This window comes from [Mycobacterium] manitobense (assembly GCF_025821665.1).
Lineage (GTDB): Bacteria > Actinomycetota > Actinomycetes > Mycobacteriales > Mycobacteriaceae > Mycobacterium > Mycobacterium arseniciresistens.
This window is the reverse complement of the sequence record NZ_JACKSJ010000254.1, coordinates 39,123-59,164: the sequence shown is the minus strand read 5'-3', so window position 1 is coordinate 59,164 and position 20,042 is coordinate 39,123. Positions and strand designations below refer to the sequence as shown.

Below are 20,042 nucleotides of genomic sequence, written 5' to 3'. Positions count from 1 at the left end.
AGGTCAGCTAACTCCCCGGTCGAGCAGGCGGTTGTAGAACCGGACGAGCGTCCGGCGGGAGACGGCCCAGGAGAGGTCCTGCTCGACCCGGCGCCGCCCGAACGCGCCCATCCTGGCGCGCCGCTCGGGGTCGCCGAGCAGGTCGTCGGTCGCCTTGGCGAACGCGGCTTCGTCGTTGGCGGGCACGTAGACGGCCGCGTCGCGCGCGGACACCTGGGCCTCACGCAACTCGAACGACACGATCGGCCTGCCCATCGCCATGTACTCCACGACCTTGTTCATCGTGGACACGTCGTTGAGCGGGTTGAGCGGATCGGGCGACAGGCAGACGTCGGCGGTGGACAGGCACCGTTGCACGAACTCGTCGGGGACCCGGCCGGGGAACTCGACCATGTCGTCGATCCCGAGCCGCCGGCTGAGCGCGACCATGTCGTCGTAGGCGTCGCCGGCGCCCATGAACACGCAGTGCACGTCGTCGCGGCCCAGATCGTCACGCAGTATCCGCAGCGCCCGCAGCGCGTAGTCGACGCCGTCCTGCGGGCCCATCACACCGAGATATGCCAGCAGGTACCGCTTTCCCCGGCGTAGCTCCGGGTCCGGTTCGCGTGGTACGAACCGGCTCAGGTCAGGCGCGCTGCGCACCACGGTCACCCGGTCGGGCGCCATCCCGCCGCGCTGGATGGCCACCCGGCGGTAGCTCTCGTTGGTGGAGATGACCGAGTCGGCCGCGGCGAAGGTGAGCCGCTCGAGAAGACGGGTCAGCCAGTACAGCGGACGGCCGCCACCGGGGAACCGCGACTGAAACAGCTCGGGGACGAGATCGTGGTGGTCGAAGACGAAGCGGGTGCCGCCGGGGCGGAGCATCAGCGCGACGAGGAACAGCAGATCGGGCGGGTTACAGGCGTGCACCACGTCGATCGGCCCGGCCCTGCGGACCCGAAGGGCCAGGCGCGCGGTGTGCCACAGCGCGAGCCCGTATTCGCGCAGGTATCCCAGTGGGCCGCCCGTCGCGGGCCGCAACGGGTACCGCAGGATGCGCACACCGTCGATCACCGCCTCCGGTTCCCGGTCGCGGTCGACGCCCGCCGGGCAGATCACCGTCACCCGGAAACCTGCGTCCACCAGCGCCCGGCTCTCCTGCCACACCCGGCGGTCGAACGGCACGGAGAGGTTCTCCACCAGGACGACGATGTGCCTGCTCACTTGCGCTGCCTCATCTGCCCACTTCCATCTGCGCGTGTGCGGCGGTCGCACACACCTCTTCGATCGCGTCCTCGGCGGCGGCGACGCTGCGGTCGAGGCTGAACATCGCTTCGACACGGGCCCGGCCCGCCAGGCCCATCCGTCGTGCGGCGGCCGGGTCGGCGAACAGCTGCTCCAGCCGGCCGGCCAGTTGCCCGGGGTCGCCGGGGGGCACGAGATGACCGGTCACTCCGTCGACGAGCATCTCGGCGACGCCGCCGACGTCGGTGCACACGGCCGGTCTGGCGCAGGCCATGGCCTCCAGCAGCGACACCGGGAAGCACTCGACGGTGCGTGAGCTCAGCACGAACACGTCGACGGCCTGCAGTAACCGGTCGATGTCGCGGCGAGCGCCGGTGAAGTGCACGTTGTCAGCGAGACCAAGGGTGGCGCAGAGCGTTTCGAGCCCAGCGCGGGCGGGGCCGTCGCCGATGACGAGGAACTGCGCGCCGGGGCGGGCGTCCACCACCTGCCGGGCGGCGTGCAGGAAGGTGACGTGGTCCTTCTCCGGGCGGAGCGCGGCGACGACGCCGGCGACCGGTAGGCCGGGTGCGATCCCGAGGTCGGTGAGCACCCGCCGGTCGGTGCCGGTGCCGAACTGCACCGGGTCGACCCCGTTGTGGATGATGCGGATGCGGTCGGCGGGATAGCCGAGGTCGTCGGTGAGGTAGGACCGTTGTGCCTCGGCGACGCCGAAGTAGCGGTCGGTCCAGCGGTCGAGGATGCGGTCGGTCAGCCTGCGCGCCCTGCCCCGCGGCTCGGCGTCGCCGATGTTGTGCACCCACAGGACGGCGTGCTTCACCCCGGCGATGCGGGCGGCGATGCGGCCCAGCGCCTCGGCGTTGTATCCGCGCAACACCACCACGTCGGGTCTCATGCGCCGCATCGTTTCGACGAGGCCCCGCAGTGCCTGCAGCGCATGCCGTTTCGGCAGCCGCATCGCGTGTGCCGGGATCCCCGCGTCGGTGAGCGCCGAGAAGAACTCGCCCTCCTCGCCGATGCACACCACCTCGGGGCGGAACCTGGTGGCGTCCATCCGGGTGACGAGCGTGACCAGATGCCGCTCGGCCCCACCGATGCGAAGGTCCGGCACGATGAACAGCGGCCGGATCATGTTGTCACTCATCGGCACACCTCGCGGTACAGAGTGTCGAGCCGGCGGGCGACCGCCCGCACGTCGAACTGCTCGCCCACCCGGGCGTAGGCGGCGGCGCCATAGGTCACCCGCGCAACGGGATCGGTGACGGCCACCCGTAGGGCCTCGGCGATGCCGTGGATGTCGTCGGGGTCGACCAGCAGCCCGCAGCCGCCGCCGATCATGTCCGGGATGCCGCCGACGTCGCCGGCGATCACGCAGAGACCCCGCGACATCGCCTCGAGCACCGCCATCGGCTGGCCCTCGTTGCGCGACGGCAGCACGAACACATGCGCCGCATCGAGCAATTCGCCGGCCTGCTGTTCGTCGAGCCACCCCCGCACCGTCACGGTGTCCTCGACCCCGAGCGCTCGCACCCGCTCCCGCGCGCCGTCCACGTCGCCGTCACCGGCGATGGTGAGCCGGCAGCCGAGGTGGGACACCTGCTGCCACGCGTCGAGCAGCCGCAGCGTGCCCTTCCGGTCGCCGATCCGCCCCAGGAACACGACGTGTACCGGTTCGCCGGGGGCGGGGCCGGTGATCCAGCGTTGCGGCAGAACCGCGTTGGGGATCGCCTCGACGCGCGCCGACGGTGCGACGGACCGCAGCCGCTGCAACCAGGTGTCACCGAGTGCGACGACCGCCGCTGAGCGCTGCAGCATCGCCCGGATCAACCGCTGCCGGCGCGGCGGTGATTCGTTGTAGTAGTCGAAGAAGTTGCTGCCGTGGATGTGCAGGATCACCGGCACCCGGGCAAGGCGGCCGATCACCAGAAGGATCCCTTTGCGCAGCAGACTGGTGTCCGAGGCGGCGTGCAGGTGCACCACCTCGGGTCTGCGGCGTACGAGTGTGTAGCCGAATTGCACCAGCGCCCAGGCGAAGACCGCGATCTTGGTGAACGGTGGGCCCTCCTGGTGCGTGATGACCAGCGTGACGTTCCAGTCCTCCCACAGCGGCGTGCGCTGCATGACCCGCATGTAGGTGGCGATGCCCCCTGGAGCGGCCGTGCCGGCCCACACCGCCCGGCGCTCACCCGGCACGGTGCCGCTCCGCCCATCCTGCGGCGATGCCGGCCACCAGGAACACCGCCATCAGCGGGAAGTCGAAGAATCGCAGGTCGACGGTGATGCCGGTGCACACCAGGATCGTGAACGCCGAGATGGCGACCACCGCAAGCGGTTTGCCGCACAGATCGCCGGTGGGCAGCGTGCGGTAGGCGTTCCACAGGCGGTGAGCGATGAGAACCAGCACCGCCAGCCACAGGCCGAGTCCGATGACGCCGAGTTCGGCCAGGATCCCCAGCTCGTTCTGGTGGGCCGGGATCGCGTAGCCGCGGATCCACGGGGTGTCGGTCGACCACTGCTGGTGGTGGTAGGTGTTGACCGACCAGAACCGGCTGACCCCCCACCCGACGATCGGCTTCTGCTCGGCGGCCCACAGCGCAGTGGCGATGGTGTTCAACCGGTCATCCACCTCCTGGGTGGAACCGACGCCTCCGGCCGAGCGGTCGGCACTGGTCAGCGTCGCCCAATTCACCACGGCGAGAGCCCCGATGACTCCGAGCACGGCGATGAATCCGCCGCGATACCCCTTGGCGAGGACGGCGCCGATGACCAGCACGAGCAGGCCGCTGAGCCAGGCGGCCCTGGTGTAGGTGAGGTAGAGCGCGCAGCCGCAGCCCAATCCGACCGCCAGCGCCAGCCACCGCGACCAGGTGGGTTCGGACCGCCGGCTGACCAGCAGCGCCGCGATCGCGATGCCGAGTGCGAGCACCATCCCGTTGGCGACCGGCTGGTTCACCACACCGACCGCACGGCCCGCCCATTCGGGTGCTTCGGCGACGTGGCGAGGCCAGATCAGCTCGGAGGGACCGGTGAACTGCAGGACACTCACGACCGCGGAGTACGCCGCGAACGCCATCAGCGCCCACATGGCTGCCCGCACCGCCGATGCCCGCGTGAAGACGACGCGCCCGACGATGTAGGCGACGAACGGGATGACCGTCGGGATCAGGATGAAGTGCGGCACCGAGCGCGCGTCGAGCGTGAACTGGTCACCGGGTCCGTACTTGTGCGGGAGCAGGGCCGAGCAGACGTTCCAGGCCACGAATCCGGCCATCGCCCATTCGACCGCTCCGAACCGGAAGGTGATGTCCGAGCGGCTGATCCACCACGCCGTTGCGGCCACCAGCACGGCCAGCGCCAACAGGAACGGGGCGCCGCCGAACTGCGGCAACAGGGCCGAGCGGAGGAACATCGCCGCCAGCAGGAAGATCGTCGCCACCACCGGGTCGCTCAGCCCCCACACGCCCAGCGTGAACGCCACCACGCCGGCGAACAGGAAGGTCCCGGCCTGTGCGCCGAAGAACAGGCCGGACGCCATGAGAACCGTTCCGCAGATGATCGCCACAGCCGCGGGCCATCGAGACCGGCGCCGAGCAACCTCACGCACCTGAGTCGGTGCTGTCGCCATGGAGGTTCTACGTCCGCGGAGAGCCGGCCGGGACGGCGACCGGACGGCCGGCCACCTCACCGTCGACGACGACCGCACCCAGCAGCGTGACGTGTGACTGGGCCAGCGTCTCGGCCGCGGCTGAGACGTCGCGGGAGCGGGAGTACTGGCCGCTCACCACCAGGATGGTGGCATCGGCGGCGGCGCACACCACCTGTGTCTCGGAGCTCTCGTCGATCGCAGGCGCCGCGACGAACACCGCATCGGCATCGGAGCGCAGTTCGTCGAGCACCGCCGCGACCCGTTCCCTGGTCACCGTGGCGTACCGGTCGGTGATTTCGCTACCGCTGGGCATGATGCGCAACGTCTCGGCCGCCCCGTCGACGAGCAGGGAACGCACGGTGCGCCGGTCGGCCAGCGCATCGGTGAAACCGGCCTGGCCTGCCAGTCGTGTTGCCTCGTTGGCGTGTACCAGCACAGTCCGGTAACCCTGCTGCGCCGAAAGATTCGCCATCGCACCGGCGAGTTCGGTGGCGCGGCCGGCGCCGGCGACGTCAGTCAGCGCCACGACCTGCGCACGGTTCTGATCGCCGAGGCGGATGATGTTGGCCAGGGTGCGCAGCCGCTCGGCGCGCAACGAGTCACCGTCAGGGTCGCCGCCGCTGGGCACCTCGACCAGCGCACGCACGCCGGTGCGCTGCTGCAGCTCGGTCGCGGTCGGCCGGCCGAGAACGCGGGAGTACAGCAGGACGATCAGCACACCGAGCAGCAGGCCGCCGACCGCACCGAGGGCGACGTTGAGCACGACGTCGGGAGCCTGCCGGATGACGCCGGCCCGCAGCTGGAGGTCGCGCAGCTGGGCGGTCGAATCCGAGCGGATGTCGCCGATCCGCTCCTGCAGCGGTCCGATGCCGAGGTTCGGCGCGCCGTCCGCGCCGGGCAGAGCGAACAGTTCGTTGAGCTGGCGGGTCAGATCGGCGATCAGCCGTTCGTTCTCCTTCTTGCGAACCGCGTTGATGTCGTCGCGCAGCGCCACCGCCATCGCCTCGGAGGCGTCCTGCGCCTCCTTCGGGTCCGCGGCGATCGCCTCGACGGTGACGATCGGGCTGGCCGCGGCCGTGCGGGCCTCGAACATGATGTCGTCCGGGAGGTTCTTCATGGCGCGCAGCCGGACGTTGTTCGCCGGGTCGTTGAACAGGGTGGCGTAGCCGACGGCGAGCAGTGCGTCCTGATCGGTGGCCCGGTCCGGCGAGGAGACAACCAGCGCCGACTTGGCCAGATACGTCGGATCGGCGAGCACGGAGGGCAGCGCCGTCGACAGCATCGTGATGACCGTCGCGGCGATGATGACCCATTTGCCACGCCGGATCTCTTCGAGACGGAGTCTGAAGCTGGGGTTCAAGGTCTGTCGCCTTCGCCGGTGGTTGGGAGCGGACAAAACGTTGCTGAAGATACATCCGCAAACGAACTCGGTCGTCACCATACAACGGATCCGGGCGCCACGTCGAGCCGGCATGTGTGACTTTGTCGACGTCAGAGGCATCAGTCGCAAAATAGAGGGCGACTGTGCAGTGTCAGCGCGGTGATTTAGAGGCGAATCCGTGATCTTTCGCGAAATTAACGTGATGTGGTGTTTTCCGGCAGCGTCCGGCGGCTGACCAGCTCGCGGTGCCACACCTCCAGTGACAGCAGCGTCCAGATCCGCATCTGTTCGTCGCGCCGCCCGGAGGTGTGCGACTCGAGCAGCTCGCGGACGGCGCGGGGGTCGAGCGCGGCGGCGACGAAGGACGACCTGTCGGTCAACAGATCGGCGGCCAGGTCGTGGAGACTGCCGCGGAACCACTGATCGAGCGGGACCTTGAAGCCGACCTTCGGCCGGTCGACGATCTCCTTCGGCAGATGGCGCCGGGCGACCTCCTTGACCACCCACTTGCCGACGGAACCACGCACCTTGACGTTGCTCGGCAGGCTGAACGCCAACTCGACGAGCGGAAGTCCGAGGAACGGGGGGCGCATCTCCAGCGAGGCCGCCATCGACATCCGGTCACCGCGTTCGAGGAGGTTGTCGGGAAGCCAGGTGTGCACGTCGGCGTAGAGCATGCGGTGCAGGGCGTCGCCGCCGCCCAGCCGGTAGGCCTGCGGGGCGTCCCGGGTCGGCGGGCCGCCCACCAGCTCCGTCCGCTCGGCGGCGGTGAACGGTGAGAACCATCCGCGCAGCCGTTCCGGGTAGCCGGCCTCGGACAAGGTGCGCAGTGCGATGCCCAGTCTGGCCTGGCCCGTGGGCAACCGGCGTTCGAGGTGGCGCAACAGGCGCGACGGCAGGACGCCGGCCAGCCGGGTCGCGGCGGCGAAGCGGTGCTTGGGGTAACCGCCGAAGAGTTCGTCGCTGCCTTCGCCGGACAGCACCACCTTGACGTCGCGGCGCGCCAGTTCGGCGAGGCGGAACACCGCGACGTCGGCCGGCTCGGACAGCGGCGCGTCGCGATGCCAGCTCAGTCGACTCCAGTTCTGCTCGAAGTCCTCGGCGCCGATGCGGACCTCGTGGTGGGTGCTGCCGACGATCTGCGCCGTGCGCCGCGCCCACGCCGTCTCGTCGAGCCGCGGATCGTCGAATCCCGCGGCGAAGGTGTGCAACCCGGTGCCGCCCTGCTCCCGCGCGGCCAGCGCCGCGATCAGGCTGCTGTCCAGGCCGCCCGACAGATACGCGCCCACCGGCACATCGGAGACCAGCGATTCGCGCATCGACGCGGTCAGCGCGTCACCGACGAGTCGGACGGCTTCTTCGGGCGGGCACGACGTCAGCTGCGGTGCCGCGGGCAGCGTCCAGTAGGGGTGCTCGCGGACGGTGCCGTCGGCGCCGACCACCAGGTGGTGTCCCTGCCTGAGCTTGCGGACCCCGGCGATGAAGGTGTGCGGCGCCGGAACCGAGCGGTGCGTCAGGTAGCCGTGCAACGCCGCCTCGTCGACCTGCACGGAGGCGATCGCGGGCAGCAGGGCCTTGATCTCCGACGCGAACGCGAAGAACCGGCCGTCGGTGTAGTAGTACAGCGGCAGGATTCCGAGGCGGTCCCGGAACAGATGCAGGTCGGCGGTACGCGAATCGAACAGTGCGTAGGCGAACTGGCCGCGCAGCCGGGTGACGCCGTCGGCGCCGTGTCTGTCGTAGAGGGCCAGCAGCACCTCGGTGTCTCCGTCGGTGCGGAACGGGTAGGACAGGCCGGTGCGCAGTTGCCGGTAGTTGAGGATCTCCCCGTTGAACACCAGGTGGTTGTGACCGCCGGCGCCGCTCATCGGCTGGGGCGACCCTTCGACATCGATGATCGACAGCCGGGTGTGGGCCAGGCCCAGGGAGCCGTCCACCAGGTATCCGCGGCCGTCAGGTCCCCGGTGCTCGAGGTGCCCGGCCATCGCCTTCAGCAGCCCGAGGTCGACGGGTGCGCCGTCGAACCTGCGGACACCGGCTATGCCACACATCGCAGCCCCCTACCCGAAGCCGTACGGAAAGGCCTGCGCTGCAACGGTTTCGCCCGCATCTATGCCACCGCCCGCAGGATCGGCAGGCCGACGACGGCCGCGGTGATCACGGCCTGCAGCACCGCGAGCGCGACGAGCGGCCAGGTGCGCCGTATCCGTCCCGCGGCGAACAGCTGCGCGACGATGACGAGCGCGAGCATGCCCAGCGGCAGCTCGACGTACTTCTGGTACAGCTGTGCCCCCGCGACGGTGACGGTGGCGAGGGCGAGCACCGACACCGACAGCAGCACGGCGAGTGAGCGCGGCAGGGCGACGCAGAGCAGCGTGGTCACCGCGCCGCCGGTGAAGGCCAGCGCGACCAGCATCGGGGAGCGGTTCATGACGTCGGGTGCCACTGCGACCAGCGACCACACCAGTCCACCGCGACGTGACTGGTCGGGCGCGACGGTGGCGCTGCTGGTGAAGACGACGGCGGGGGCGGCGGCCAGCAGACCGACCGTCACCGCGACGGGCAGGTGGCGCCGCAGCGGCGCCCAGCCGTCGACCACGGCCAGCAGGATCGGCAGGGCGAAGACGGCGGTGACCGCGGCGGCGAAGGCGGGCGCCGTCGGACTGAGCGCGGCCGCGTTGAACTCCCGACCGGCGGGAGGCGTCAGTCCGCCCCACAGCCAGATCAGCAGTGCCAGCGTGGCCACGCCGGGGCCGCCCACCCGGGCCAGCGCCGCGCCGCGGACGGCGGCGGGCCGGTCGGCCAGCGGGAGGAGGTAGTGAGCGCAGACCGGAGCCAGCAGCCACACGAAGTTCTGTCGGGTCGCGATCGCGGCGGCGATCAGCAATCCCGCGGCCAGCTGCTGTCTTGTCGTCGAGCCGGACAGCGCGACGAGCACGGCCGCGAGCCCGAACAGCACCGCGGCGTCGTCGGTGAGCATCCACAGCGCCGACTGCCAGAAATATGCAGACAGCAGCAACGGTGCGACGGCGAGGACGCGGTGCGCCGGGTTCGGGAGCGCCCGGACGTGCCACAGCGCCAGCGCCGCCAGCGCCGCGGCGAACAGCGCGCCGACGATCTGGATGCCTGCGTCGCCGACACCCGCCGGTCCGGCGACGGCGGCCACCAGGAGGTGGTACAGCGGTCCGGTCGCGGTCGGCAGGCCGACCACGTCCAGCGCGGGCGCCGTCGCCAGCAAGTGCCGGACCGCAGGCAGATGGAAGCCCTGCTGGTCGACGCCGCCGGCGGTCGCCACGATCCCGCACAACGCGACTCCCGTCGCACACACGAGCACGACGATTGCAGCAATGAATGACTCACCTGACCGTGTGTTTGCCAACAGGCGCGGTGACGTCACCGTCACATTGTGCAGCAGGGCGGTTCAGTCGTCACCATCAGGCCATGGCATTGCCATTTGTTACGTTCGTGCAGATTTGGCAATGTATGATGGCCGCGGGCGTGCGGGCGGCACCGGAGCCCCTAGCCTGTACCGGTGAACACAGACCGGACGCGACCCGCGCTCGACGCGGAATTCCTGCGCGGCGGGCTGACCGCGCCGCCGTGGACGAGGCTGGACGTCGTCGAGGAGACGGGCTCCACCAATGCCGACCTGCTGGCCAGGTCCGCGGCGGGGGAGGACATCGCCGGTGCGGTGCTGATCGCCGAGCACCAGAGCGCCGGGCGCGGCAGGCACGGCCGCCGGTGGTCCGCGCCACCGCGCTCGCAGCTCGCGCTGTCGGTCGGCGTCGATGTCGGTGACGTGGCCCCCGATGCGTGGGGATGGCTCCCGCTGGCCGCCGGGGTCGCGGTCGTCGACGCAGTGGCCGAGGTCGCAGGCGTGGCCGCCGGCCTCAAGTGGCCCAACGACGTGCAGGTCGGCCCGCAGGACTCGCCGGGCAAGCTGGCCGGCATCCTGGCCGAGGTCGCCGCGCCGGCCCGGACGGTGGTGGTCGGGCTCGGCATCAACGCCACGATGACCGCCGACGAGGCGCCCGATCCCGTGGCCGTCTCGCTGGCGATGCTCGGGGTGGATGCCGTCGACCGCGATCGGCTGGCCGCAGCGGTGCTACGCCACCTGGCGGAGGTGACCACCCGGTGGCGTCGCGCAGACGGGCGGGACGACGCGCTCGCCGCCGACTACCGTGCCCGCAGCCGGACCCTGGGCAGCCGGGTGCGCGCGACACTGCCAGGGGACCGTGCGGTCGAAGGCGTGGCCGAGGGCATCGACGGCGTGGGGCGGCTGCAGATCAGGACGCCCGGCGAGCTGGTCACCGTGTCCGCGGGCGACATCACCCATCTGCGGCCGGTCGAGTCGTAGAGTGCTGCCGTGGGCTACCCGGAGAACGTGCTGGCCAACGACGAGCAGGTGGTGCTGCACCGGCACCCGCACTGGAAGCGGTTGATCGGACCGGTGCTGGTGCTGTTGCTGGCCACCGCGGTGGCGGCCTTCGGCGCGGGCTACGTCAACACCCTCGGCTGGGATCCCACCGCCCGGACGGTCGTGCTGGGCGTGATCGCCGCGATCTGGGCCGTGCTCATCGGCTGGCTGACGGCGTGGCCGTTCCTGAACTGGTGGACGACGCACTTCGTGATCACCGACCGGCGGGTGATGTTCCGGCACGGTGTCCTCACCCGCTCGGGCATCGACATCCCGCTGGCGCGGATCAACAGCGTCGAGTTCCGGCACGGCCTGCTCGACCGGATTCTGCGCACCGGGACGCTGATCATCGAGTCGGCGGCTCAGGACCCACTGGAATTCCACGACATCCCCCGCGTGGAGCGGGTGCATTCACTGCTGTATCACGAAGTCTTCGACACCCTCGGTTCCGAGGAGTCGCCCAGCTGACCTCGCCGGGCGCGTCGGCGCAGCGGCGTGACCGTGCCGTCTGCGGGGTCGTGCTGCAGGCCGTTCCCGGCGCCCTTGCCGAGACGCCCCTGCTCGTGGTGCTCCAGATGATCTTCCATCGCCTCGGCGAAGCCGCCGCCGGTGAGGGTGGACTCCAGCGCCCGCTCCGGGTTGCGCCCGAACTCGTCGGGGAAGACCCAGCGCCGGAACGCCCAGAACCGGAACGCCATCTGCAGCAGATTGCCGATGATGTAGGCCGAGACGAAGTCGGCGATGTTCTCGATGGTCAACGACACCTCGGGCACCCGGAGGCCCAGCACGTAGCTGGAGAAGTACAGCGGCGCCATGCTCAGCAGCACGCCGACTCCGCTGAACCCGAAGAACAGCAGCGCCTCGTGGTGGCGCTCGCGGCCACCCCGGTCGCGGAAGCTCCATTCCCGGTTGAGGATGTACGACGCGATCACGGCCACGATGCCGGCGATGATCTTGGCGGTCACCGGCTTGGGTTCGAGGATCGTCAGCTTGAGCGTGAAGAAGATCGCCGAGTCGATGATGAACGTCGTCGCACCGACGATGGCGAACTTGATCAGTTCGTGGTGCTGCTCGGCGTAGGGACGGATCGGCCCCGGAAGGCGCTTGATCGTCGCATCGGCAAAGGACACAAGGAGGCAGTCTACGTAACGGCCCGTGACGACGCGGAATCCGCGGCTGCGCCCCAGGTCAGGGCGTTGGCCGGGATCGTGACACGATAGGCGGCGTGCCGACGAATTCCTCCTCGCCGCCCGTCGTGGCAATGATCGGCGGGGGCCAGCTGGCCCGGATGACCCATCAGGCGGCAATCGCCCTCGGTCAGTCGCTGCGCGTGCTGGCCACCGCCCCCGACGAGCCAGCCGCCCAGGTCACCCCTGACGTGGTGATCGGATCCCACACCGACCTCGACGCGCTGCGCCGGGCCGCCGCCGGGGCCAGCGCGCTGACGTTCGACCACGAGCATGTGCCGACCGAACTGCTCGACACGCTGATCGGCGAGGGCGTCAATGTCGCGCCGCCGCCCGCCGCGCTGGTGCACGCGCAGGACAAATTGGTGATGCGCCGCCGGCTCGAGGCGCTCGGCGCTCCCATACCGCGCTACACCGCGCTCGAGTCGGTCGACGACGTCGAAGCCTTCTCGCGCGCCGTCGGTGGGCCGGTGGTGATCAAGACGGTCCGCGGCGGCTATGACGGACGCGGGGTCGTGCTGACCCGCGACGCCGGGCACGCCCGCGAGGTGGTGGCCCGCTACCTGGCCGACGGAGTGGCCGTGCTGGCCGAGGAGCGGGTGCAGATGCGGCGCGAACTCGCCGCGCTGGTGGCCCGGTCACCGTTCGGTCAGGGGGCGGCGTGGCCGGTGGTGGAGACCGTGCAGCGCGACGGGATCTGCGTGACGGTGATCGCGCCCGCAGCCGGGCTGTCCGATGAGACGAGCTCGGCGGCACAGAAACTCGCGCTGAGTCTGGCGTCGGAGCTCGGCGTGGTGGGGGTGCTCGCGGTGGAGCTCTTCGAGACCGTCGAGGGCGGGCTGCTGGTCAACGAGCTGGCGATGCGCCCGCACAACTCCGGGCACTGGACCATGGACGGCGCACGGACCAGTCAGTTCGAGCAGCACGTGCGGGCGGTGCTGGACTATCCGCTCGGCGACACCGGTCTGCTCACCCCGGTGACGGTGATGGCCAACGTCCTGGGCGCCGCGCAGACTCCGGCGATGGGCATGGACGAACGTCTGCACCACCTGTTCGCCCGGCTGCCCGACGCCAAGGTGCACCTGTACGGCAAGACCGAACGGCCCGGCCGCAAGATCGGCCACGTGAACATCCCCGGCCGCGACGCGGAGTACCTGCGCGAGCGTGCCGAACGGGCGGCACACTGGCTGTCGCACGCCGAATGGACCGACGGATGGGACCCGCACAGATGAGTTCCGGAGCACCAGAGGGCAGGAGCGAAGCGACCCGGGAAGCAGCACCAGAGGGCAGGAGCGAAGCGACCCGGGAAGCAGCACCCGCGCCGCGAGTTGGCGTGATCATGGGCAGCGACAGCGACTGGTCGGTGATGGCCGAAGCCGCCGAGGCGCTCGCCGAGTTCGAGGTGCCCTTCGAGGTCGGCGTCGTCTCGGCGCACCGAACACCGGGCCGGATGCTCGACTACGCGCGCACCGCGGCCGAGCGGGGCGTCGAGGTGATCATCGCCGGCGCAGGCGGTGCCGCCCACCTGCCCGGCATGGTGGCCTCGGCGACGCCGCTGCCGGTCATCGGGGTGCCGGTGCCCCTGGCACGACTCGACGGGCTGGACTCGCTGCTGTCGATCGTGCAGATGCCCGCGGGCGTGCCGGTGGCCACGGTGTCGATCGGTGGAGCACGCAACGCGGGCCTGCTCGCGGTGCGGATTCTCGGCGCCGCCGATGTGGCGCTGCGCGACCGGATGACCGCGTTCCAGGCCGATCTCGAGCAGATGGTCCTCGCCAAAGACGCCGCGTTGCGGGACCGGTTGCTGGGCGACGGCTGACAGCGGGTAAAGTTACCGGTGAGTAGCTAGGAGGCCGCGATGGCTCATTGGGCCGGTAATCAGTCGTTCGACGTGTTCCAGTTGCCTGAGGAACATCAGGAGTTGCGCAGCGCGATCCGCGCACTCGCGGAGAAGGAGATCGCACCGCACGCCGCGGAGGTGGACGAGCAGTCGCGCTTCCCGGAGGAGGCCCTGCAGGCGTTGAACGCCTCGGGTTTCAACGCCGTGCACGTGCCCGAGGAGTACGGCGGCCAGGGTGCGGACTCGGTCGCGGCCTGCATCGTGATCGAGGAGGTCGCGCGCGTCGATGCGTCGGCGTCGCTGATCCCGGCGGTGAACAAGCTGGGCACGATGGGTCTGATTCTGCGGGGTTCGGAGGACCTCAAGAAGAAGGTGCTCTCCGACCTCGTCGACGGGGCGATGGCGTCCTATGCGCTCTCGGAGCGCGAAGCGGGCAGCGATGCGGCCGCCATGCGGACCCGCGCCAAGGCCGACGGCGAGGACTGGATCCTCAACGGCACCAAGGCGTGGATCACCAATGGCGGCAAGTCGGACTGGTACACCGTGATGGCGGTGACCGATCCGGACAAGGGCGCCAACGGTATCTCGGCGTTCGTGGTGCACCTCGACGACGAAGGCTTCAGCATCGGGCCCAAGGAGAAGAAGCTAGGCATCAAGGGCTCGCCGACCACCGAGCTGTACTTCGAGAACTGCCGCATTCCCGGTGACCGGATCATCGGCGAGCCGGGCACCGGCTTCAAGACTGCGCTGGCCACCCTCGACCACACCCGCCCGACGATCGGTGCGCAGGCGGTGGGCATCGCGCAGGGTGCACTGGACGCGGCGATCGCCTACACCAAGGACCGCAAGCAGTTCGGCCGCCCGGTCAGCGACAACCAGGGTGTGCAGTTCATGCTCGCCGACATGGCGATGAAGGTGGAGGCGGCCCGGTTGATGGTCTACAGCGCCGCCGCCCGTGCCGAGCGCGGCGAACCGGCGCTCGGCTTCATCTCCGCGGCGTCGAAGTGCTTCGCCTCCGATGTCGCGATGGAGGTGACCACCGACGCCGTCCAGTTGTTCGGCGGCGCCGGCTACACCATCGACTTCCCGGTGGAGCGGATGATGCGCGACGCCAAGATCACCCAGATCTACGAGGGCACCAACCAGATCCAGCGCGTCGTGATGTCGCGCGCACTGCTGAAGTGACCGTCAGCCGCGGGTGACCTTCTCCATCTCGCGGCGGCGTGGCAGCCCCGCGGTGTCAGGGTTCGTCACCTGAACCAGCGATCCGCCGGCGGCGAACACCGCGAGCAGATGGTCGACGAGGTCGTCGGCGGTGGCCCACGCGTGGGTGGACAGTACCCGGTCGGTGGCCGTGATTCCTTGCGCCGTAGCGGATTCCCGCGCCGCGGTGATCACCTCGTCGGCTGACCGCCCGGCCAGGGCGGGCCCGGGGCTGCGTTCGGGAACGATCTGGTCGCCGTGCACGCGCACCGCGGTGGCGTAGTCGGTGATCCCGACGGGCAGATCGGGCACCGGCTTGCCGAACGGATCCAGTGACAGCACGGCGATCTCGCCGACGCCGACCGCGGCGTCCGCCTCGGGCAGCCGGTCGAGCGTGCACAGCGCGACGTCGGCCTCGCCGTCGAGCACCACCTCGGCGCCGATCCACCAGACACCGAACAGCACCGCCGCGGTCTGCCAGTGGGCGGGCAGCAGCACCGCCACCCGGCTGCCCGGTCCGGCGCCCAGTTCGTCGCGCAGCAGATTGGCCGTCTTGGCCGCCCAGTTGGCCAGGGTCACCGCGGACAGCTCGATGCGCTCGCCGGTGGCGTCGTCGTAGTAGGTGATGCGCGGCCCGACGGGGTCGGCCGCCAGCAGCGGGTCGAGCACCGCACCGGAGACGGTGGTCATGTCAGTTGACGCACTCCGGGTCGTCGGAGCCCGCGGTGATCACCGGCGCAGGCGTCGGGGGCACCCCGGTCGACTCCTCGGTCGACCCGCCGGCCGCCGGGTCTGCGGCCAGCAGGGCGGGGTCGGCGCCGTCGAGACCCGAGCCCGGGCCGGTGTAGTCGCCGGCCAGCACCACCCGCACCGCGCCGGACGGCACCGAGGCGTCCTCGACGACCGGAAGCCCACCGAGATCCTTGGCGACCGCCTGCGCGCCGAGGTCGTCGGCCGTGGCGGCCTGAACCTGGCTGCCGCTCACCTGGACGCCCTGTTCGTGGTTGCCGGTCGGGCCGGGCGTGAATCCCTTCTCCGCCAGCACTCCCGACACCGCGGCGGCCAGCCCGTTGATGTCGGTCGCGTTGACCACCTCCGCGGTGGTCTTGCTCGGCGTGTAGGCGAGTTCCTCGGTCTTGCCCTCGTCCTGGTCGTGCAACAGGCTCGACACCCACTCCTGCACCTGGACCGGGTCCACCCGCACCACGCTCTGCATACCGTCGTCGCTCCAACCGTCCTCCCGCAGAACGGGAATGGTGGCGAACGCGACGTTGCCCGCCGCCAGCTTCTGCAGCTGGTCGACGAAATCCATGATGTCCCAGCCGTCGGAGAGCACCACCGAGCGCTGCACCGCGGCTTCCAGCCGGCTCAGCGTGGCGGGGCTCGACAGCGTCTTGCTGGAGATCACCTCGTGGGCGAGTGACGCCATCACCGCCTGCTGGCGGGTCACCCGGTCGAGGTCGCCACGCGGCAGGTCGTGGCGCTGCCGCACGAAGCTCAGCGCCTGGGGGCCGTTGAGCTTCTGCCAGCCGGCCGGGAAGTCGGCACCCGAAAGGGGTTCGTAGACCGCATCTTTGAGGCAGACGTCGACACCGCCCAGGGCGTCGGTGATCAACGAGAAGCCGAGCAGGCCGATCTCGGCGTAGTGGTCGACGGTGACACCGGTGAGATTGGCGACGGTCTTGATCAGCGCCTCGCGACCGTCTTCGACGGCCTGCTTCTCAGCCTGCGCCGGATCCATGCCCTCGACCTCGACGAGCTGCTTCAGCGTCTCGAACCTGGCCTCGCCGTAGACGCCGTTGATCTTCGTCTTGTACATGCCCGGCGTCTCGACGTAGGAGTCGCGGGGAATGGAGATCGCGGTGGCCGACTCGCCGCTGTTCGGGATGCGGATCAAGATGATGGTGTCGGTGTTGGTCGCGACGTCGTCACCGGCGCGCAGCGTTGCGAGCTCGTCGGCCGACAGCGGGTTGCCGTGGGCGTCGGTGCGGCTGTCCGACCCGACCAGCAACACGTCGATCGCGCCGTCCTCGCCGCCGCCGCCCAGTGTGGCCGAGCTGATGTGGTTGATGCCGGACTCGAACGAGCGGATCCGGCTCCACGCCACACCCGTCCCCAGCACCACCGCCAGCGCGGTGGTCACGGCGACAGCACGAAGTACACGGGCGGGCATCAGCCCAGGTTACTTGCGAGTGGCGCCGCATCGAGGTAGCGCTCGTCGGCGTGCCAGCCGCCATGTCAGACTCGCGGCCATGGCGCAGCGCATCGTGATCACCGGGGCAGGCGGCCTCGTGGGCACCGTTCTCGCAGCTCAGGCCCGCCGCGAGGGGCGCACTGTCGCGGCGCTGACCTCCGCCGAGTGGGACATCACCGATCCCGCCGCCGCCCAGCGCGTCGTGCGCGCCGGCGATGTGGTGATCAACTGCGCGGCCTACACGAAGGTCGACGCCGCCGAATCGGAGCCCGAGCGCGCCCACGAGGTCAACGCAGTCGGCCCCGGCCACATCGCGCGCGCCTGCGCGGCCGTCGGCGCCGGCCTGGTGCACATCTCCACCGACTATGTTTTCAGCGGCGACCGCCGCGAGCCCTACGAGGTCGACGACGAGACCGGACCGCTCGGCGTCTACGGCCGGACGAAGCTGGCGGGGGAGCGCGCCGTGCTCGACGCGCTGCCGACCGCGCACGTGGTCCGCACCGCGTGGATCTACCGCGGCGCCGCGGGCGGAACGGACTTCGTGGCGGTCATGCGGCGCATGGCGGCCGGCGACGCCACCGTCGACGTGGTGGCCGACCAGGTCGGCGCCCCCACCTACGTCGGTGACCTGGTGACCGCCCTGCTCCAGGTGGCCGACGGCACTGTCGACGCACCGGTGCTGCACGCGGCGAACGACGGCCAGGCCAGCCGGTTCGAACAGGCCAAGGCGGTGTTCGAGCTCCTCGGCGCCGACCCGCAGCGGGTCCGTCCCGTCGGCACCGACCGGCACCCGCGGCCCGCGCCCCGGCCGGCGTACTCCGTGCTGTCCGGCAGGCGGTCCGCCGCGGCCGGACTCACTCCGCTGCGGCCGTGGCGGGAGGCGCTGACCAGCGCGCTGGACGAGGCGCCGTGACGGCCCGGTTACCCTCTACGCCGTGATGGTGATGTCACGTGGGTGACGAGCTGGTGGTGGTGACGGTGACGTATTCGCCGGGCCCGCACCTCGACCGCTTCCTGGCGTCCCTGCCACACGCGACCGAACGCCCGGTCACGGTGGTGATGGCGGACAACGGGTCGACCGACGGCTCGCCCGAGGAGGCGCTGCAGCGGTATCCGAACACCCGGCTGCTGCGGACCGGCGGCAATCTCGGCTACGGCACCGCGGTGAACCGCGCCGTCTCCGAATACCTGCGCGACGCCGACCCGTCGCGCGACCCCGAGTTCTTCGTCGTCGCCAACCCCGACGTGCAGTGGGGACCGCACTCGATCGACACCCTGCTCGAGGCGGCTGCCCGGTGGCCGCGAGCGGGCGCGCTGGGGCCGCTGATCAACGATCCGGACGGCACCGTCTACCCGTCGGCGCGCCACCAGCCGAGCATCGTCCGCGGCGGCATGCACGCGGTGGTCGGCCCGTTCTGGAAGTCCAACCCGTGGACGGCGGCCTACCGGCAGGACCGTGAGGAGCCCAGCGAACGCGTCGTCGGCTGGCTGTCCGGGGCGTGCCTGTTGCTGCGGAGGTCCGCCTTCGACGACGTATCGGGCTTCGACGAGCGCTACTTCATGTACATGGAGGACGTCGACCTGGGTGATCGGCTCGCCAAGGCGGGCTGGCAGAACGTGTACGTGCCGTCGGCGGAGGTGTTGCACCACAAGGGCCACTCCACCGGCCGCGACCCGGCCCGCAACTTGGCCGCGCATCATCGCAGCACCTACACTTTCCTGGCTGACCGTTACCCGAGGTGGTGGCAGGCCCCGCTGCGCGGGGCGTTCCGGGGAGCCCTCGCCGTGCGCGCAGGTTTGGTGGTCAGGAAGTCGCGGCGAAGGAAAGGGCACTAGCGTGGCGAATCCGCTGAACCCGGCCGAGGTGGACGCCGTCGTCCTGGTGGGCGGCCAGGGCACCCGGCTGCGACCGTTGACGCTGTCGGCGCCCAAGCCGATGCTGCCGACGGCCGGGCTGCCGTTCCTGACCCACCTGCTGTCCCGGATCGCCAAGGCAGGCATCGAGCACGTCGTGCTGGGCACCTCGTACAAGGCGAAGGTGTTCGAGGCCGAGTTCGGCGACGGCTCCAAGCTCGGCCTGCAGATCGACTACGTCACCGAGACCGAACCGCTGGGCACCGGCGGCGCCATCGCCAACGTGGCCGACAAGCTGCGCCACGACACCGCGATGGTCTTCAACGGCGACGTGCTGTCCGGCGCGGACCTGGGTGCGCTGCTGAACTCCCACGCCGAGCGGGAGGCCGACGTCACGCTGCACCTGGTGCGTGTCGGCGACCCGCGCGCCTTCGGCTGCGTGCCCACCGACACCGAGGGCGTCGTGACGGCGTTCCTGGAGAAGACGCAGGATCCGCCCACCGACCAGATCAACGCCGGCTGCTACGTGTTCCGGCGCGAGGTGATCGAGCAGCGGATCCCGGCCGGGCGTGCGCTGTCGGTGGAGCGCGAGGTGTTCCCCGCGCTGCTGTCCGACGGACTCAGGGTGTGCGGCTACGTCGACGCGACCTACTGGCGTGACATGGGCACGCCCGAGGACTTCGTGCGTGGTTCGGCCGACCTGGTGCGTGGTATCGCGCCGTCGCCGGCGCTGGGCGGTCACCGCGGCGAATCGCTGGTGCACGACGGCGCCGCGGTGGCGCCCGGCGCACTGCTGATCGGTGGCACGGTGGTCGGCCGCGGCGCCGAGATCGGGGCGGGCGCCCGGTTGGACGGCGCGGTGATCTTCGACGGGGTGCGGGTCGAGGCCGGTTCGGTGATCGAGCGGTCGATCCTCGGCTTCGGCGTCCGGATCGGGCCGCGCGCGCTGATCCGGGATGCGGTGATCGGCGACGGCGCCGACATCGGCGCCCGCTGCGAGCTGCTGCGCGGCGCGCGGGTGTGGCCGGGCGTGGCCATCCCCGACGGCGGCCTGCGCTACTCCACCGACGTCTGACTCTTCCGCCTCTTCCACGGA

The 20,042-nt window shown here is 70.6% G+C and carries 18 protein-coding genes; 8 read left to right on the top strand and 10 right to left on the bottom strand.

The annotated features are described in order from the left end of the window. Positions 1 to 3 precede the first annotated feature (3 nt). From H7I41_RS28335 to H7I41_RS28305, 7 genes are all read right to left on the bottom strand, one after another. Positions 4 to 1,203 carry a glycosyltransferase family 4 protein gene (locus H7I41_RS28335; protein WP_264015977.1) on the bottom strand — a complete coding sequence of 400 codons (1,200 nt, stop codon included), beginning with the start codon at positions 1,201 to 1,203 and terminating at the stop codon, positions 4 to 6. A 10-nt stretch (positions 1,204 to 1,213) separates the two neighbouring features. After that, positions 1,214 to 2,368, bottom strand: coding sequence for a glycosyltransferase (locus tag H7I41_RS28330; protein ID WP_264015976.1), 1,155 nt, complete (start codon positions 2,366 to 2,368; stop codon positions 1,214 to 1,216). Next, complete coding sequence (locus H7I41_RS28325) at positions 2,365 to 3,417, bottom strand: glycosyltransferase family 4 protein (protein WP_264015975.1); 1,053 nt, start codon at positions 3,415 to 3,417, stop codon at positions 2,365 to 2,367. Before H7I41_RS28325 ends, H7I41_RS28330 begins: the two co-directional genes overlap by 4 nt. Continuing rightward, on the bottom strand, positions 3,407 to 4,759 hold the full coding sequence (locus H7I41_RS28320; RefSeq protein WP_264015974.1) for an O-antigen ligase family protein: 1,353 nt from the start codon (positions 4,757 to 4,759) through the stop codon (positions 3,407 to 3,409). Before H7I41_RS28320 ends, H7I41_RS28325 begins: the two co-directional genes overlap by 11 nt. Positions 4,760 to 4,856: 97 nt before the next feature. Further along, positions 4,857 to 6,230: a hypothetical protein gene (locus H7I41_RS28315; protein ID WP_264015973.1), complete on the bottom strand. Its 1,374-nt coding sequence runs from the start codon at positions 6,228 to 6,230 to the stop codon at positions 4,857 to 4,859. 215 nt (positions 6,231 to 6,445) lie between these two features. Continuing rightward, the gene (asnB, locus tag H7I41_RS28310; protein WP_264015971.1) at positions 6,446 to 8,302 is read right to left on the bottom strand and encodes an asparagine synthase (glutamine-hydrolyzing); all 1,857 of its coding nucleotides are present in this window, start codon (positions 8,300 to 8,302) and stop codon (positions 6,446 to 6,448) included. A gap of 59 nt (positions 8,303 to 8,361) precedes the next feature. Continuing rightward, positions 8,362 to 9,579 (bottom strand): hypothetical protein, encoded by a 1,218-nt coding sequence (locus tag H7I41_RS28305; RefSeq protein ID WP_264015970.1) that lies wholly within the window; start codon positions 9,577 to 9,579, stop codon positions 8,362 to 8,364. 204 nt (positions 9,580 to 9,783) lie between these two features. Between H7I41_RS28305 and H7I41_RS28300 the strand changes: the two genes are divergently transcribed. Continuing rightward, complete coding sequence (locus H7I41_RS28300) at positions 9,784 to 10,608, top strand: biotin--[acetyl-CoA-carboxylase] ligase (RefSeq protein WP_372503817.1); 825 nt, start codon at positions 9,784 to 9,786, stop codon at positions 10,606 to 10,608. A gap of 9 nt (positions 10,609 to 10,617) precedes the next feature. After that, a complete protein-coding gene (locus H7I41_RS28295) occupies positions 10,618 to 11,136 on the top strand; it encodes a PH domain-containing protein (protein WP_264015969.1) in 519 nt (172 codons plus the stop codon). Here H7I41_RS28295 and H7I41_RS28290 read toward each other — a convergent pair. Beyond that, entirely contained in the window at positions 11,091 to 11,798 is a 708-nt protein-coding gene (locus H7I41_RS28290) for a GtrA family protein (protein ID WP_264015968.1), read from the bottom strand. The genes H7I41_RS28295 and H7I41_RS28290 overlap by 46 nt on opposite strands. 95 nt (positions 11,799 to 11,893) lie before the next feature. Between H7I41_RS28290 and H7I41_RS28285 the strand changes: the two genes are divergently transcribed. The 3 genes from H7I41_RS28285 to H7I41_RS28275 are packed head-to-tail and all read left to right on the top strand — an operon-like array spanning position 11,894 to position 14,880. Beyond that, positions 11,894 to 13,087: a 5-(carboxyamino)imidazole ribonucleotide synthase gene (locus H7I41_RS28285; RefSeq protein ID WP_264015967.1), complete on the top strand. Its 1,194-nt coding sequence runs from the start codon at positions 11,894 to 11,896 to the stop codon at positions 13,085 to 13,087. After that, complete coding sequence (gene purE / locus H7I41_RS28280) at positions 13,084 to 13,674, top strand: 5-(carboxyamino)imidazole ribonucleotide mutase (RefSeq protein ID WP_372503820.1); 591 nt, start codon at positions 13,084 to 13,086, stop codon at positions 13,672 to 13,674. Before H7I41_RS28285 ends, purE begins: the two co-directional genes overlap by 4 nt. 39 nt (positions 13,675 to 13,713) lie before the next feature. After that, complete coding sequence (locus tag H7I41_RS28275; RefSeq protein ID WP_264015965.1) at positions 13,714 to 14,880, top strand: acyl-CoA dehydrogenase; 1,167 nt, start codon at positions 13,714 to 13,716, stop codon at positions 14,878 to 14,880. Between the two features lie 3 nt (positions 14,881 to 14,883). Here the strand turns inward: H7I41_RS28275 and H7I41_RS28270 are convergent, their stop codons facing one another. Together H7I41_RS28270 and H7I41_RS28265 are read right to left on the bottom strand one after the other, a co-directional pair. Beyond that, positions 14,884 to 15,588 carry a TIGR03089 family protein gene (locus H7I41_RS28270; RefSeq protein WP_264015964.1) on the bottom strand — a complete coding sequence of 235 codons (705 nt, stop codon included), beginning with the start codon at positions 15,586 to 15,588 and terminating at the stop codon, positions 14,884 to 14,886. A gap of 1 nt (position 15,589) precedes the next feature. Further along, complete coding sequence (locus tag H7I41_RS28265; protein ID WP_264015963.1) at positions 15,590 to 17,071, bottom strand: LCP family protein; 1,482 nt, start codon at positions 17,069 to 17,071, stop codon at positions 15,590 to 15,592. A 79-nt stretch (positions 17,072 to 17,150) separates the two neighbouring features. On the opposite strand from H7I41_RS28265, the gene rfbD reads away from it, so the two are divergent. From rfbD to manB, 3 genes are read left to right on the top strand one after another with little or no spacing between them, the layout of a single operon-like run. Then, on the top strand, positions 17,151 to 18,005 hold the full coding sequence (rfbD, locus tag H7I41_RS28260) for a dTDP-4-dehydrorhamnose reductase (RefSeq protein WP_264015962.1): 855 nt from the start codon (positions 17,151 to 17,153) through the stop codon (positions 18,003 to 18,005). 38 nt (positions 18,006 to 18,043) lie between these two features. Continuing rightward, positions 18,044 to 18,928, top strand: a complete 885-nt coding sequence (locus H7I41_RS28255) for a glycosyltransferase family 2 protein (protein WP_264015961.1) — start codon at positions 18,044 to 18,046, stop codon at positions 18,926 to 18,928. Positions 18,929 to 18,941: 13 nt separating this feature from the next. Continuing rightward, positions 18,942 to 20,021 carry a mannose-1-phosphate guanylyltransferase ManB gene (gene manB, locus H7I41_RS28250; protein WP_264016020.1) on the top strand — a complete coding sequence of 360 codons (1,080 nt, stop codon included), beginning with the start codon at positions 18,942 to 18,944 and terminating at the stop codon, positions 20,019 to 20,021. Positions 20,022 to 20,042: the final 21 nt, after the last annotated feature.